The 14,836-nt window shown below is 65.8% G+C and carries 9 protein-coding genes; 7 read left to right on the forward strand and 2 right to left on the reverse strand.

What is annotated here, in order from left to right; all coding sequences use genetic code 11:
* Positions 1 to 163 precede the first annotated feature (163 nt).
* From AC3A6M_RS10125 to AC3A6M_RS10145, 5 genes are all read left to right on the forward strand, one after another.
* Complete coding sequence (locus tag AC3A6M_RS10125; RefSeq protein WP_487852586.1) at positions 164 to 3,721, forward strand: indolepyruvate ferredoxin oxidoreductase family protein; 3,558 nt, start codon at positions 164 to 166, stop codon at positions 3,719 to 3,721.
* Between the two features lie 66 nt (positions 3,722 to 3,787).
* Positions 3,788 to 4,768, forward strand: a complete 981-nt coding sequence (locus tag AC3A6M_RS10130; protein WP_487852587.1) for a questin oxidase family protein — start codon at positions 3,788 to 3,790, stop codon at positions 4,766 to 4,768.
* 103 nt (positions 4,769 to 4,871) lie between these two features.
* Complete coding sequence (locus tag AC3A6M_RS10135) at positions 4,872 to 6,446, forward strand: S41 family peptidase (RefSeq protein ID WP_487852588.1); 1,575 nt, start codon at positions 4,872 to 4,874, stop codon at positions 6,444 to 6,446.
* A 237-nt stretch (positions 6,447 to 6,683) separates the two neighbouring features.
* Positions 6,684 to 8,444 (forward strand): M14 family metallopeptidase, encoded by a 1,761-nt coding sequence (locus AC3A6M_RS10140; RefSeq protein ID WP_487852589.1) that lies wholly within the window; start codon positions 6,684 to 6,686, stop codon positions 8,442 to 8,444.
* Positions 8,445 to 8,605: 161 nt separating this feature from the next.
* Positions 8,606 to 9,478, forward strand: a complete 873-nt coding sequence (locus AC3A6M_RS10145) for a glycosyltransferase (RefSeq protein ID WP_487852590.1) — start codon at positions 8,606 to 8,608, stop codon at positions 9,476 to 9,478.
* Positions 9,479 to 9,512: 34 nt separating this feature from the next.
* Here AC3A6M_RS10145 and AC3A6M_RS10150 read toward each other — a convergent pair whose 3' ends face one another.
* Positions 9,513 to 10,802, reverse strand: coding sequence for a sugar MFS transporter (locus tag AC3A6M_RS10150; protein WP_487852591.1), 1,290 nt, complete (start codon positions 10,800 to 10,802; stop codon positions 9,513 to 9,515).
* 146 nt (positions 10,803 to 10,948) lie between these two features.
* On the opposite strand from AC3A6M_RS10150, the gene AC3A6M_RS10155 reads away from it, so the two are divergent.
* The gene (locus tag AC3A6M_RS10155) at positions 10,949 to 11,413 is read left to right on the forward strand and encodes a YciI family protein (RefSeq protein ID WP_487852592.1); all 465 of its coding nucleotides are present in this window, start codon (positions 10,949 to 10,951) and stop codon (positions 11,411 to 11,413) included.
* 64 nt (positions 11,414 to 11,477) lie between these two features.
* Here the strand turns inward: AC3A6M_RS10155 and AC3A6M_RS10160 are convergent, their stop codons facing one another.
* Positions 11,478 to 14,330 (reverse strand): TonB-dependent receptor, encoded by a 2,853-nt coding sequence (locus AC3A6M_RS10160; protein ID WP_487852593.1) that lies wholly within the window; start codon positions 14,328 to 14,330, stop codon positions 11,478 to 11,480.
* Between the two features lie 273 nt (positions 14,331 to 14,603).
* On the opposite strand from AC3A6M_RS10160, the gene AC3A6M_RS10165 reads away from it, so the two are divergent.
* Positions 14,604 to 14,831, forward strand: a complete 228-nt coding sequence (locus tag AC3A6M_RS10165; RefSeq protein WP_487852594.1) for a hypothetical protein — start codon at positions 14,604 to 14,606, stop codon at positions 14,829 to 14,831.
* The last annotated feature ends 5 nt before the right edge of the window (positions 14,832 to 14,836 follow it).

Here is a 14,836-nt window from a genome sequence, read left to right on the forward strand (position 1 = left end):
TTCCCTCACTCTTCAGGTGTTCCGCAATTTTATTGCGCAATTCGCCCGGCGGGGGGAATCGATTGAAATTTAATGGCCGGGGGTCGGGAATATACTGGCGCACAAGCTGACGCGGCTACCACCATAAAAAGACCGCGCACACAAAAACACCAACGGAGACACAATGAACGCACCCCTGGACCGCTCCCAGCTGGAGCCGGCGCAGCCTGGCCACGAGATCACCCTCGACGACAAATGGACGCTGGCCCGCGGCCGCGCCTTCATGACCGGCACCCAGGCCCTGATCCGCCTGCCGATGCTGCAGCACGAACGCGATGTCGCGGCCGGCTTGAACACCGCCGGCTACATCACCGGCTACCGTGGCTCGCCCGTCACCGCCATCGACCAGACCGCAGTGAAGGCGAAGAAGCACCTGGATGCCCACAACGTCAAGTTCCATCCGGGCATGAACGAAGACCTGGCGGCGACCGCCGTCTGGGGCACCCAGCAGACCAACCTGTTCGAAAACGCGAAGTACGACGGCGTGTTCGCCATGTGGTACGGCAAGGGTCCGGGCGTGGACCGTTGCGGCGACGTTTTTAAACACGGCAACAACGCCGGCTCCGCCAGGCATGGCGGCGTGCTGGTGCTGGCCGGCGACGACCATGCGGCCAAGTCCTCGTCCACCGCCCACCAGTCCGACCACATCCTGCACCACGTCGGCATGCCGGTGCTGTTCCCGTCGTCGGTGCAGGAATACATCGACTATGGCCTGCATGCCTGGGCCATGAGCCGCTACAGCGGCCTGTGGGTGTCGATGAAGTGCGTGACCGACATCATCGAATCCGGCGCCGTGGTCGACCTCGATCCGGACCGCGTCCAGCCCGTGATCCCGACCGACTTCGAGATGCCGCCGGGCGGCCTGAACATCCGCTGGCCGGACGCCGTGCTGGACCAGGAAGTCCGGATGAACAACTTCAAGTGGTACGCGGCCCTGGCCTATGCGCGCGCGAACAAGCTGAACAACATCATCTGGGACAGCCCGAAGCCGAAGATCGGCATCATCACCGCAGGCAAGAGCTACCTGGACACCCGCCAGGCCCTGGCCGACCTCGGCATCGACGAGCAGGCAGCCAGCGACATCGGCCTGCGCGTGTACAAGGTCGGCATGACCTGGCCGCTCGATTCCGTGGGCGTGCACGAGTTTGCGCAAGGCCTGGACGAGATCATCGTGGTCGAAGAAAAGCGCCAGGTGCTCGAATACGCGCTGAAGGAAGAGCTGTACAACCTGCCGGACGGGGAGCGTCCGCGCGTGGTCGGCAAGTTCGACGACAGCGGCGAATGGGATATCAAGAACCGCTCCGGCCAGGGCGACTGGCTGCTGCCCGGCACCTACGAGCTGAACCCGGCCCAGATCGCGCGCGCCATCGCTTCGCGCATCGGCCACTACTGCGCCGGCCACCCGGTGGCGCAGCGCGTGCAGGAACGCATCGCCTACCTGGAAGCCAAGGAAGCCGTGCTGAAGGCCATCCCGGTCAAGGCCAATCCGGAAACCGACCGCATTCCCTTCTTCTGCTCCGGCTGCCCGCACAACAGCTCGACCAAGGTGCCGGAAGGTTCGCGCGCGCTGGCCGGCATCGGCTGCCACTACATGGTGCTGTGGATGGACCGCGAGACCTCCACCTTCACCCACATGGGCGCGGAAGGCACGACCTGGATCGGCCAGGCTCCGTTCACGGATGAGAAACACGTGTTCGCCAACCTCGGCGACGGCACCTATTTCCACTCGGGCGTGCTGGCGATCCGCGCTTCGGTCGCGGCCAAGGTCAACATCACCTATAAACTGCTGTACAACGACGCGGTCGCGATGACCGGCGGCCAGACCCACGACGGTCCGCTGGACCCGGCCAGGATCAGCCGCCAGCTCGCGGCCGAAGGCGTCACGCCGATCATCGTCGTCACCGACGAACCGGAAAAATACCCGGCGGACTATCCGTGGGCCGAAGGCGTGACCGTGCGCCACCGTTCGGAACTGATGGACGTGCAGCGCGAACTGCGCGAGATGCCGGGCGTATCGGCGATGATCTACGACCAGACCTGCGCCTCCGAAAAGCGCCGCCGCCGCAAGAAGGGCGAATATCCCGACCCGGCCAAGCGCGCCGTGATCAACGAAGCGGTCTGCGAAGGCTGCGGCGATTGCTCGAAGCAGTCGAACTGCCTGTCGGTCGAGCCGCTGGAAACGGAGCTGGGCCGCAAGCGCCAGATCAACCAGTCCTCCTGCAACAAGGACTTCTCGTGCACGACCGGTTTCTGCCCGAGCTTCGTGACCGTCGAAGGCGGCGGTTTGAAGAAGCCCAAGAAGGCATCGTCGACCGAAGCCACGCCGCCTTCGCTGCCGGCTCCGAAAATCCCGGCCACGCTGGAACCGTTCGGCATCCTGGTGACCGGCATCGGCGGCACCGGCGTGGTCACGGTCGGCCAGATCCTGGCCGTCGCCGCCCACGTCGAGGGCAAGGGCGCGCTGGTGCTGGACATGAGCGGCCTGGCCCAGAAGGGCGGTCCGGTGATGTCGCACGTGCGCCTGGCGGACAAGCAGTCCGACCTGCACTCGACCCGCGTCGGCACCGGCAGCGCGGACCTGGTGATCGGCTGCGACCAGATCGTCACCGCCAGCCGCGACGCCCTGTCGCGCATGGGAGAGGGCCGCACCCGCGCCTTCGTGAACAACAGCGGCGCCACCACCGCCGCCTTCATCAAGAACCCGGACTGGCAGTTCCCGGCCGAAGGTTCGAAGGGCGCGATCGTGCAGGCCTGCGGCAAGGACAACGTCGATTTCGTCGACGCCGGCCAGATCGCCACCGCGCTGATGGGCGACGCCATCGCCACCAATATGTTCATGCTCGGCTACGCCTTCCAGAAGGGCCAGGTGCCGCTGCAGGAAGCTTCGATCCTGAAGGCGATCGAGCTGAACGGCGTGTCGATCCCGTTCAACAAGGCCGCCTTCAACTGGGGCCGCACCGCCGCCCACGACCTGGCTTCCGTGACCAGGCTGACGACCCCGGCCAAGGTCATCGAGTTCAAGCGCACCCAGACGCTCGACGACCTGGTCAAGCGCCGCGTCGAACTGCTGACCGCCTACCAGGATGCGGCCTACGCCCGGCAATACAAGGCTTTCGTGGACCAGGTCCGCGCCGCCGAGGAAAAGCTCGGGAAGGGCACGCGCCTGACCGAAGCCGTGGCGCGCTACCTGCACAAGCTGATGGCCTACAAGGACGAGTACGAAGTCGCGCGCCTGTACACCGATCCGGCGTTCATGCAGAAGATCGACGGCATGTTCGAAGGCGACGTCAAGCTGAAGTTCCACCTGGCGCCGCCGCTGCTGGCCAGGAAGGACAAGCAGGGCCACCTGGTCAAGCAGGAATTCGGTCCGTGGATGATGAAGGCCTTTAGTGTGCTGGCCAGGCTGAAAGGCCTGCGTGGCACCGCCTTCGACGTGTTCGGCTACACCGAGGAGCGCAAGATGGAGCGGGCGCTGATCGGCGAATACCGCCGCACCGTCGAGGCCCTGCTGCCGAAGCTGGGCAGCGAGAACCTGGCCCAGGCCGTGGCGATCGCCAGCGTTCCGGAAGACATCCGCGGCTTCGGGCATGTCAAGGAGCGCAACCTGGCGGCGGCCAAGCGCAAGGAGGCGGAGCTGGTGGCGGCGTTCCACTCGGCTGGCGCCGCTTCACGCGCCGCCTGATCAGCCACCACGTCGTCACCGCGAAGGCGGGGACGACGTTTTGCGTCACCGTGCTACATTGGCGCCATGGGCCCCATCTCCGCCGCATGCCGTGAGCTGCTGACCGCGTCGCACCGCTACGCGCCGCTGTACGGCGACCGGCTGGCCAACCATTTGCCGATGGCGCTGGTCGCGCTCGACCGGCTCGGCGCCGATGCCGCCACCATGCGCCGCTTCGCCGACGGCTATGCGCGCAGGCTCGTGCCCGCCGGGGTGTCGAGCAGCGGGCTCGATCCGCACGAGGTCCTCGGCAGCAGCGGCGACTATCCGCGCTTCCTGGCCTTTTTCCAGGACCGCATCCGCGAAGCCGGCACCGACGCCGTGCTGCACGACTGGGTGCCGGTGCTCATGCCGGGCCTGGCGGCGTCCGCCTTCCACGGCATGATCCGCCTTGCCTATGCCATCGAGGGCGGGCTGGAGGATGAGATCGCGCGCGCGCTGGCGTACTGGGCCGGCGAATATGCGGCCCTGCCGCTGTCGCTGGAACCGTGCGAAGGCACGCTGGAACAGATCGCCGGGCGATTGCGCACCAAGGTGGCAAACCACGCATTCAAGCCGGGCATCATCATCGACAAGATGCTCGAGATCGCCTGGGACGCGGCGCTGGCCGGCGCCGTGATCCAGCCGGCCGCGCCGCCGTCGCTGCGCGAGATCGCGGCGTTCGGCCTGGATGCGTACCGGCGGCGCGAGGATTTCACCCTGCTGCACGTGGTGACGGGCTGCCATGCCTTCCGCATCGTGCAGCGCCATGCCAGCGATGGCGCGCTTGCCCGGCGCTACCTGTGGCAGGCGGTGCTGGTGGCCTGGCTCACGGTCGTGGCCGCGCCAGAGGGCCGGGCGCAAGCCGGCGGCGAAGAGCCCGCAGCCAGCGAGGAGGCGATCGCGGCGCGTGCCATCCTGTCGAGCGACGACCATGCCATCAAGCTGTGCTATTCCGCCCTGAGCGAGTACGGGGAATACGGCGACCCGGCCTATCTGCAAATCGCAACGCGCAAGCTTGCTGACTGAACTTGCTGCCTAAGCTTGCGATTCAGCAAATACCGATGTCGCGTCGCGCCAACTGTTACAGTTGGTTGCAACCGGGAAGGCAGTCACGTCTATAATCAGGCGCATGAGCTCGCCATACGTACGTCACGGCCGCCTGGCCGCCTTCTCCCAAGCCGCAGCGTCGGTCTGTGCGGTCCTCGTCCTGCTGTCCGGTTGCGGCGGCGGTGGTGGCGGTTCGACCGCCAGCGCGCCGGTCGGCGGCGGTCCGACGCCTCCGACCATTCCCACCGGCCCGTCGGCGGACCCGATCCCGACCGACTTCATGAGCTACCAGAACCTGTGCGCCGCGCCGCGCACGGGGGTGGATGCGCAGGGAATCCCCTTCCCGGACCGCCAGGGCACGCTGCTGGACGAAATGAAGTTCCTGCGCGGCTGGTCCGACCGCTACTACCTGTGGTACAACGAGATCCCGGCCACGGTGCGGATGGCCGACTACACGAATACGCTGGATTATTTCGCGGCGCTGAAGACGCCCGCGCTGACGGCGGCGGGCAAGCCGAAGGACCGCTTCCATTTCACCTACACGACGGCCGAGTGGGATGCGTTGAGCCGCGCCGGCGAAGAAGTCGGCTATGGCCTGACCTGGTCGCGCAATTCCGCCACCGCGCCGCGTACCTGGCTGGCTTCCATCGTCGAGCCCGGTTCGCCGGCGGCGCTGGCGGGCATACAGCGCGGCGACATGCTGAAGGCGGTCGACGGTATCGACTTCGTCAACACTTCCGATACCGCCGGCATCGACCGGATCAACGCCGGACTGTTCCCCGAGAATACGGGCGAATCGCACCGCCTGACGATCCAGCGTTCCACCACGACCTTCGACGTGACCCTGGTGTCGAAGGTGGTCGCCAGCGATTCCGTGAAGAACACCAAGGTGATCGATACCCCGACCGGCAAGGTCGGCTATCTCAGCTTCGAGAACCACAATGCGGTGGCCGAGAAGCAGCTGATCGACGCCTTCAACCTGTTCAAGAGCCAGGGCGTGAACGACCTGGTGCTGGACATGCGCTACAACGGCGGCGGCCTGCTGTACATCGCCAGCGAGCTGGCCTACATGATTGCCGGGCCCAGTTCGGCCGGCAAGACCTTCGAAGACCTGGTCTACAACAACAAGACCGCGGCGGATCCGCCGATCCCCTTCCTCAACACGGCCTTCGGCTTCCCGGCGCCGAACCCGGTGCCGTCGGGCATGGCCTTGCCCTACCTGGGCCTGAAGCGCGTGACCGTGCTGACCACGGCCGGCACCTGCTCGGCCAGCGAAGCCGTGATCAACGGCCTGCGCGGCGTGGACATCGAAGTCAACATCATCGGCGGCCAGACCTGCGGCAAGCCCTACGGCTTCACCCCGGTCGACAATTGCGGCACGACCTATTTCTCGATCGAGTTCCAGGGCGTGAACGCGAAAGGCTTCGGCGACTTCACGGACGGCTTCGCGCCGACCTGCACCGTGGCCGACGACCTTGCCCACTCGCTCGGCGACACGTCCGAGAACATGCTCGCCGCCGCGCTGTCCTACCGCGCCACGAATGCCTGCCCGGCCTCCGGCACGGCGCGCGCGAGCGTGAGTGCGAGCGCGGTGCAGATGCAGCTGGTGCGGCCGCAGATGAAGGAGGTTGCGATTTATCCGCGGCAGCAGCGTTGAGGTAGCACGTCGTCCCCGCTGCTACCACCGTCGTCCCCGCTGCCCACCACCGTCGTCCCCGCTGCCCACCACCGTCGTCCCCGCTGCCCACCACCGTCGTCCCCGCGCAGGCGGGGATCCAAGTTTGTCCGCGTTTGGGCAACTCACGCAGAACTTGGGTCCCCGCCTGCGCGGGGACGACGTTTTGGCGTCTATAATTTCCGGATTGAATTTTTCCCAACTCTGCCGGAGTGATAGATGATCCGTTCTGCGTTACTGCTGGCCATGCTGGCCGCCGTTCCCCTCGCGCATGCCGCGCCCGACCTGGTGACCGTCTCGGAACGGTCCGGCTTCACGGCCACCGGCCGCTACGACGAAGTCATCAAGCTGTGCGGCGACTTCCAGCAGGCGTATCCGAAGCAGGTGAAGTGCTTCCAGTTCGGCACCACGCCGGAAGGCCGGCCGATGATGGCGCTGGCCGTGACCCGGGCAAACGTCTTCACGCCAGAGGCAGCGCGCAAGAAGAACCTGCCGGTGACCCTGATCCAGGGCGGCATCCACGCCGGCGAGATCGACGGCAAGGACGCCGGTTTCCTGGCCCTGCGCGAGATGCTGGAAAACCGCATCGCGAAAGACGCGCTCGACAGGCAGGTGCTGCTGTTCGTGCCGGTATTTAACGTCGACGGCCATGAGCGCTTCGCGAAATGGAATCGCCCGAACCAGCGCGGCCCGGTCGAGATGGGCTGGCGCACCACCGCCCAGAACTTCAACCTGAACCGCGACTACATGAAGGCCGACGCGCCCGAGATGCAGGCCATGCTGGCCCTGGTGAACGCCTGGGATCCGCTGACCTATGTCGACCTGCACGTCACCGATGGCGCCATGTTCCAGCATGACGTCTCGATCCAGGTCGAGCCGGTGAATTCGGGCGACGCGGAATTCCGCAAGGCCGGCCTGGCGCTCCGCACCGACGTCATCGCCGACATCACGAAAGAGGGCTCCTCGCCGCAGTCCTACTACATGTCGTTCGTGGAAAACGACAATCCGGCCTCCGGTTTCCGCAACACGGTCTACGAACCCCGCTTCTCGACCGGCTATTTCCTGCTGCGCAACCGGATGTCGCTGCTGGTCGAGACCCATTCGTGGAAGGATTACCCGACCCGCGTGCGCATCACCCACAATGCCATCGTCTCGATCCTGAACCAGGTCGCCGCGCACGGCAGGGAATGGCAGCAGATGGCCGCCGCCGCCGATGCGCGCGCCGCGCGCCTGGCCGGCCAGCCGGTGGCCCTGAGCTACAGGACCACCGACAAGACCACGATGGTCGACTTCCAGGGCTATGCCTATACGCGCACCATGTCCGACGTGTCCGGCATGATGATGACCCGTTACGACGAAACGAAACCGCAGGTCTGGCATGTGCCGCTGCGCGACGAGGTGGTCGACGACCTGCAGGTGAAGGCGCCGGGCGCCGGCTACGTGGTGCCGGCGGCCTGGGCGCAAACGGTCGCCGCCAAGCTGACCCAGCACGGCATTGCTTTCCGTAGGCTGGACCAGGCGCCCGTCCAGGCGCAGGTCGAGACCTTCCGCGCCGACAAGGCGTCCTTCGCGCCGGCGTCCTTCGAGTCGCACCAGCGCCTGAAGGTCGAGGGCACGTGGAAGCAGGAGCCGCGCACGGTCGGCAAGGGCGCGCTGTTCGTGCCCATCGCCCAGCCCAAGGCGCGCCTGGTGATGGCCCTGTTCGAGCCTCAGGCGCCGGATTCGCTGCTGGCCTGGGGCTTCTTCAACAATGCCTTCGAGCGCAAGGAATACATGGAGGAATACGTCGCCGAGGACGTCGCGCGCGAACAGATGGCGAAGGATCCGGCGCTGGCCGCCGAGTTCCGCCGCAAGGTCGAGAGCGACGCCGCGTTCGCGAAGAACCCGCATGCGCGCCTGGAATTCTTTGCGCGCCGCCATGCGTCCTGGGACGAGCGCCTGAACCTGTATCCGGTGATGCGGACCGATACCGCCCTCTGATCCGGCGCAAGGCCCGGCCATTCCCCTGCAACCGTGGCCGGCGCGGCCGCTCTGATCGTGTATGGAAGAGCGGTCGATGAGGGAGCGGCGATGGGCGTTTACCTGAGGCAGTATCCTGGGAAGTGGAAGCGGTGCCTGGCCGGCTGGCGGGAGCGACGATCATGACGGCGCCGGCCAGCTGTTCCATCGTCTGTTACCGCAGCCGCCGCGAACAGGTCGAGCGCCTGCTGGCCAGCGTGACGACCGCCAGGCCCGGCCTGCTGGTCTACCTGGTCGACAACTCGCCTCTTGACACGCTGCGCGCGCTGGCCGAGCGCTTCGGCGCACGCTACCGCCACCAGCCCGAGAATCCCGGCTACGCCCGCGCCCATAACCTGGCGCTGCGCGAAGCCATCGCCGCCGGCAGCGCCTACCACTTCGTGCTGCACGCCGACATCCAGATCCCGCTCGACGCGATCGGCAAGCTGCTGGCCTGGATGGAGCAGCATCCGGACGTCGGCCTGCTGGCGCCGCGCGTGCATTATCCGGACGGCCGCCTGCAGCCGCTGTGCAAGCTGCTGCCGCATCCGCTCGAACTGCTGGTGCGGCGCTTCTTTCCGCTGCTGCACCGGTCCAGCGGCCGGCTGGCGCGCTACGAACTGCACGGCAGCGGCTATTCCCGGGTGATGGAGGTGCCGGCGCTGTCCGGCTGCTTCCTGCTGATGCGGCTCGAGACCGTGCGGCGCGCCGGCCTGTTCGACGAGCGCTTCTTCCTGTATTTCGGGGATGTCGACCTGTCGCGCCGGGTCGGCCGGATCGCGCGCACGGTGTTCGTGCCGCACGTGGCAGTCGTGCACGACTATGGAAGGGGTTCGTACCGCGACTGGCGGCTGCTGGCGCACCACCTGGTTTCGGCGGCGCGCTACTTCAACAAGTGGGGCTGGCTGCGCGACGAGGAGCGCGCCCGGGTCAACGCCCGCACCCTGCGCGCCGCGGAATCGGCGCGTGCGGTCCAGCCGGGCGCCAGCCCGGCCGGGACCGACCTGCGCCCGTGAGCGCAGATGAGCGCAGGTGAGCGCAGATGAGGGATCAGCAGTTCTGCAGCGGACGGCGCGCGTACCAGCCGAACACCAGGATCAGCAGGTAGCAGATGGCGGGCACGGCCAGCGACAGGCGCAGGCTGGACATGTCGGCCGCGAAGCCGGTAATCAGCGGCACGATGGCGCCGCCGACGATGGCCACGCACAGCAGGCCCGAGCCTTCGGCGGTGCGCTCGCCCAGGCCTTCCGAGGCCAGTGTGAAGATGGTCGGGAACATGATCGAGTTCACCAGGCCGATCGCCAGCAGGGACCAGCCCGAGACGGCGCCGGTGCTGCCGGCCGACACCAGCAGCAGCAGGGCGGCCAGGCCGCCGGCCACGGCCAGCACCTTGCCCGGCGAGCAGATGCGCAGGACGTAAGCGCCCAGGAAGCGGCCGACCATCGCGCCGCCCCAGTACAGCGGCACGTGCTTGCCGGCCGCCTCGGCGCCCAGGCCCAGCACGTCGGCCTGCATCAGGTAGTTCACGATCAGCGAGCCGACCGCCACTTCGGCGCCGACGTACAGGAAGATGCACAGCGTGCCGAAGGCGAAGCGCGGACGCTCCAGCAGGCTGAAGGCGCCCAGGATGCTGCCTTCCGGGCTGGTGTGCTCGACCAGTTTCTTGCGGTTGGCCCAGACCATGGCCGCCACGATGGCCAGCGCGATCGCCAGGCCGATGTAGGTGTGCACCACGACCTGGCTTTCGGCGGCGCGGTAGGCCGCCAGCTGCACCGCGTCCAGCGTGGCCTGGTCGACCTTGGCCAGCGAGCCGAGGATCAGGATCGCGCCCACGTACGGGAAGACGGTGGTGCCGAGCGAGTTGAAGGCCTGGGCAAAGGTCAGGCGGCTGCTGGCCGTCTCCGGTGCGCCCAGCATCGAGATCAGGGGATTGGCCACCACCTGCACGATGGTGATGCCGGCTGCCAGCACGAACAGGGCCAGCAGGAAGGCGCCGAACAGGCTGGACGAGGCCGCCGGGATGAACAGCAGGCAGCCCGCGGTCATGGTCAGCAGGCCGACCACGGCGGTACGCATGTAGCCGATGCGGCGCACGATCGACGCCGCCGGCAGCGAGACGATGAAGTAAGCGGCGAAGAAGGCCGACTGCACCAGCATGGCCTGGGCATAGCTGAGGGTGAACAGGTCCTTCAGCTTGGGGATGATCACGTCGTTCAGGCTGGTGATGCCGCCGAAGGTGAAGAACAGGGCGAAGACGAACACGCGCAGGCTGGCGAGGTTCGCTCCATTGGCGTGGGAGGCGTCGCTTTGCGCAGCGCCGGCAGGATGGCCGATTTGCATAAGAATAGTCCAGGTGGGTTGATGCGGCAGGTAGGAATATTACATCGCTTTCCGCGAAAAAATATGCATAAGCCTAGGAAAGCGACAGGTTTCCTTTACTCATCCTTCATGCTAGTCTGGCTGCCCGACCATGAAAGGATGACATCATGCTACTGAAGCCTTGCTTCCTTGCCCTGGCCCTGCTGGGCGCCCTGGGCCCTGCCGCCGCGCAGGACAAACCTGCCGCGCAATACGATGCCGAACTGGCCAGGTCGCTCGGCGCCAACGACATGGGCATGCGCAGTTACGTGTTCGTCATCCTGAAGACCGGGCCGAACAAGATGCCCGAGGGGGAAGGGCGCAAGAAGATGTTCGAGGGACACTTCGCCAACATGCGCCGCCTTGGCGCCGAGAAGAAGCTGGTGCTGGCCGGGCCGCTGGATGGAGTCGAGGGACGGCGCGGCATCTTCGTCTTCAATACGCCCGACATCGAGGAAGCGAAGACCTTCGTCGCCACCGATCCGGTGATCATCAACGGCGAGATGGTGGCGGAGTACCACAAGTTCTTCGCATCGGCCGCGCTGATGGCGGTGAACGACATCCACGCGAAGATCCAGAAGCCGAACAACTGAGGGCGTAAAAAAGCGCCGGCGGGACTGGCCCGGCCGGCGCTTGCTCAAGCCACGTTCCTTGCGATTACAGGAACTTGTACTTCGCGCGCAGGTAGAACATGCGGCCCAGCGGATTGCCGTACTGCGGGTCGTAGCCGACCTGGAAGCCCTGGTCGTTACGCGAGCTTGGCGGATCCTGGTTCAGCAGGTTCTTGATGCCGAACGCCACGTCCAAGGCCTTGATCGGGCTCCACACCAGCTGGGTGTCGAACGTGCTGCTCGACGACACATGGCGCACTGCCGGGTAATCCGCACCGATCAGGTCGGCGTTCGTGTAGTCCTGGTAGCCGGCCGTGTAGTTGTGCGTCAGGGACCCGGTCCAGGCGCCGTGCTTCAGGCTGAAGGTCAGGATGTGGCGCCAGCGCGGGGTCGCGCCGAAGTCCCCGTACCTGCCGAGATCGCTGACACTGGCCACGCCCGCGTACTGGTAACCGTGCTTCAGGTAGTAGGTGCCATCCAGGTTGGCGCCGAAGGTACCGATGCCGGCGAAGTTCTCCTTGTAGTTCAGGTTCAGGTCCAGGCCCGAGGCGAAGAAGCGCGACGAGTTGGCATAAGGCAGATCGACGAAGGCCAGCGGGAAGTCCGGATTGGTGCTGCCCTGGATCGTGTTGCTCTTGTTGAGCGTGGTCGGATCGAGGAAAGGCTTGCCGGTCGAATCGAGCGGCAGGGTTTTCGGATCGACGCGCCAGTAATTGGCCTGGTAAAGCGCCGGATTGCCGAGCACGCCGATTTCCGAGGTCTGCACGATCGAATTGTTGATCTTGATGTTCCAGTAGTCGAGCGAGCCGCTGATGTGCTGCGTCGGCTGGAACACCATACCCAGCGAATATTGCTTCGACTTTTCCGGCTGCAGGTTCGGATTGCCGCCGCGCGCCGCGCTCAACTGCACGTTGCACTCATCCTCGAGCGCGCCGACCGGGTTGACGCTCGTGATCGGCTTGCCCCCAGGGCAGCGCACCGGGTCGCTGTAGCTGCCGTTGGTGTTCTGGCCATACGAGTACGGCAGCAGGTTCTGGTACAGGGTCGGCGCGCGGAAGCCTTCGGCGAAGGAGCTGCGCACCATGATTTCCTTGATCGGCTGCCAGCGCAGCGAAACCTTCGGGCTGACCTGCGAGAACGAGGTGCCGAAGTCGTTCTTGTACTTGTCGTAGCGCGCCGCCATGTCGAGGTCGAGATGGGTGTACAGCGGGACCGACACTTCGGAATAGGCCGAGTAGACCTTGCGGCTGCCGGAGACGCCCGGCACCGGACCGTTGCCGCCGACCTGGTCGCCGGAAGCGAGCGCATCGGACGACACCTGCTCCAGCTTTTCGTGGCGCATGTCGACGCCGACTGCGAAGCCGAGCGCGCCGTACGGCAATTGCATCAGTTCCTTGGACACGCGGGCATCGAATTCCTTGGCGGTCGAGGTCGCGCTGTTTTCCATGCCGGTCAGGCGCGCACTCTGCAGGGCCGACAGGCTGTTCGCGTCCTGGTCGCCGAACACGTTGATGGAACCGGCGGCGATCAGCGGGGTCAGCTTTGCATAGCTGTACTGGCCATCGCCGAACGAGATCACGCCTTCGTTCTTCGAGTACGACAGGGCGGTGTCGTAGTCCCATCCGGCGATGGTGCCGCGAGCGCCGACCAGGAAGCGGGTATTGGTGGCGTCGGTGATATCGGCACGGCCGCCGCCGGCCACGGTACGCCAGGTGCCGCTCATCGGCCCGACCGGGGTGACGACGGTATCGGCGGCGAGGACCGAGCCGTTCGGCATGGTCATGCCTTTCGGCAGCGTGAAGCTCGTCGGGTAGAAGCGGCCGTTCGCCGGGTAGATCATCGGCTTGGTATAGGGCGCCGGCGAATAGTGGGCCGTGGTCTCGTCCTTGGTGCGGATGGCTTCGGCGTACAGCTGGTTGTCGTCGTTCAGCTGCAGCACGCCGCGGGCGACGATGTTGTCGTGCTTGGCCTTCGGGATCAGGTCGATGAAGCGGACGTAATCGGTGCCGCAGGTGGTCGCGCTGCCGATCGGAATCAGCGCAAAGGCAGCGTTGTCGCAGTTCTTGTAACGGAAGGGATTGACGGTCGTGTAGTGGTTGCCGTTGGAATCCGTGAAGTTAAAGTTCGGAATGCCATTGCGCGGCGAATTCTTGATCAGGCCGAGGTCCGGGCGCACGCCGGTGCTGGCGTAATCGCGCTGGGTGGCCTTGAGCGCTTCGTCGGTCTCGTGGTTCGCGCTCAGCAGGACATTGAAGCCCTGGGTCGACAGGTCGCCATAGCCGCCGGTGAAGTTGAAGCTACGGGTGTTGCCGCCACCTTTCTGGACCTTGGTGTCGTAGGCGGAGACTTCCGCGCCCTGGTAGTCCTTCTTGAGGATGAAGTTGATCACGCCGGCAACCGCGTCGGCGCCGTAGATCGCCGATGCGCCGTCGCGCAGGACCTCGACGCGTTCGATGGCGGAGAGCGGAATCGAGTTCAGGTCGACCGGGCTGCTGCCGAAGGCGTAGTTGGCGACGCGGCGGCCATTCAGCAGCACCAGCGTGTACTGCGGGCCGAGGCCGCGCAGGTTGGCGGTCGAGGGGTTGCCGGTCGAGCCGACGTTCTGCGCCAGCACGCCGCCGCCGAAGTTCGACGGGATCAGGCTTACGAGGTCCTGGGCCGTCGTGGCGCCGGTGCGTTCGAGGTCGGCGTGGGTCAGCACCGAGATCGGCAGAGCGGTTTCGGACTCGGTGCGCTTGATCGCCGAGCCGGTGATTTCCACACGCTGCATGACCGGGGCGGGAGCGCTGCCTGCCGCATCCTGCGCCGCTGCCGGCAAGGCCAGCAGGCCGACGCCGGCGGCGATACCGCCCGAATAAATCACCCGCAGCGAGCGCGCGAGCATTGTCTCCTTGAACATACTGTTCCTTTCTTTTATTTGGAAATCTGCGCGAGCACCAGCACGAGTACGAGCACCGGGCTCAATGGCAGTCACAATCGTTTCGAATTGGAAACGAAAGTGGCCAGCATCTGAACATATGCATATATGAGCGTCAATACAGAAGGGAGGTTATTACCAAGATGTAATCTGGGCGATGAGGACCCCGGCCTTGATACCCCATAAGAATCGGGCTGTGCAGCAGGCCTAATCTGGTCCCGCTCCGTGCCCCGCGCACGCTTTCCCGATTCGACCATGGCCACTTACTACATCGACCCTTCCGTCCCCGGTCCTGGCAACGGCACGCTTGCCAGCCCGTTCAGCGCATGGACCAGCGTCACCTGGGCGCCCGGCAATACCTACCTGCAAAAACGGGGCACCACCTACCGGGGCGTCTTCCAGTTGTCGGCAAGCGGGACGGCATCCCGGCGCATCACGGTCGGTGCGTATTACCGTGCTGCGTCTTCGAAAACAATGCGGTGACGTCG

The organism is Telluria sp. Soil_C_11 (genome assembly GCF_057657395.1).

Excerpts from the sequence above, each read along its gene's own strand:
- AC3A6M_RS10125 (WP_487852586.1), top strand. The coding sequence starts at position 164 with ATGAACGCACCCCTGGACCGCTCCCAGCTGGAGCCGGCGCAGCCTGGC.
- AC3A6M_RS10130 (WP_487852587.1), top strand. The coding sequence starts at position 3,788 with ATGGGCCCCATCTCCGCCGCATGCCGTGAGCTGCTGACCGCGTCGCAC.
- AC3A6M_RS10135 (WP_487852588.1), top strand. The coding sequence starts at position 4,872 with ATGAGCTCGCCATACGTACGTCACGGCCGCCTGGCCGCCTTCTCCCAA.
- AC3A6M_RS10140 (WP_487852589.1), top strand. The coding sequence starts at position 6,684 with ATGATCCGTTCTGCGTTACTGCTGGCCATGCTGGCCGCCGTTCCCCTC.
- AC3A6M_RS10145 (WP_487852590.1), top strand. The coding sequence starts at position 8,606 with ATGACGGCGCCGGCCAGCTGTTCCATCGTCTGTTACCGCAGCCGCCGC.
- AC3A6M_RS10150 (WP_487852591.1), bottom strand. The coding sequence starts at position 10,802 with ATGCAAATCGGCCATCCTGCCGGCGCTGCGCAAAGCGACGCCTCCCAC.
- AC3A6M_RS10155 (WP_487852592.1), top strand. The coding sequence starts at position 10,949 with ATGCTACTGAAGCCTTGCTTCCTTGCCCTGGCCCTGCTGGGCGCCCTG.
- AC3A6M_RS10160 (WP_487852593.1), bottom strand. The coding sequence starts at position 14,330 with ATGTTCAAGGAGACAATGCTCGCGCGCTCGCTGCGGGTGATTTATTCG.
- AC3A6M_RS10165 (WP_487852594.1), top strand. The coding sequence starts at position 14,604 with ATGGCCACTTACTACATCGACCCTTCCGTCCCCGGTCCTGGCAACGGC.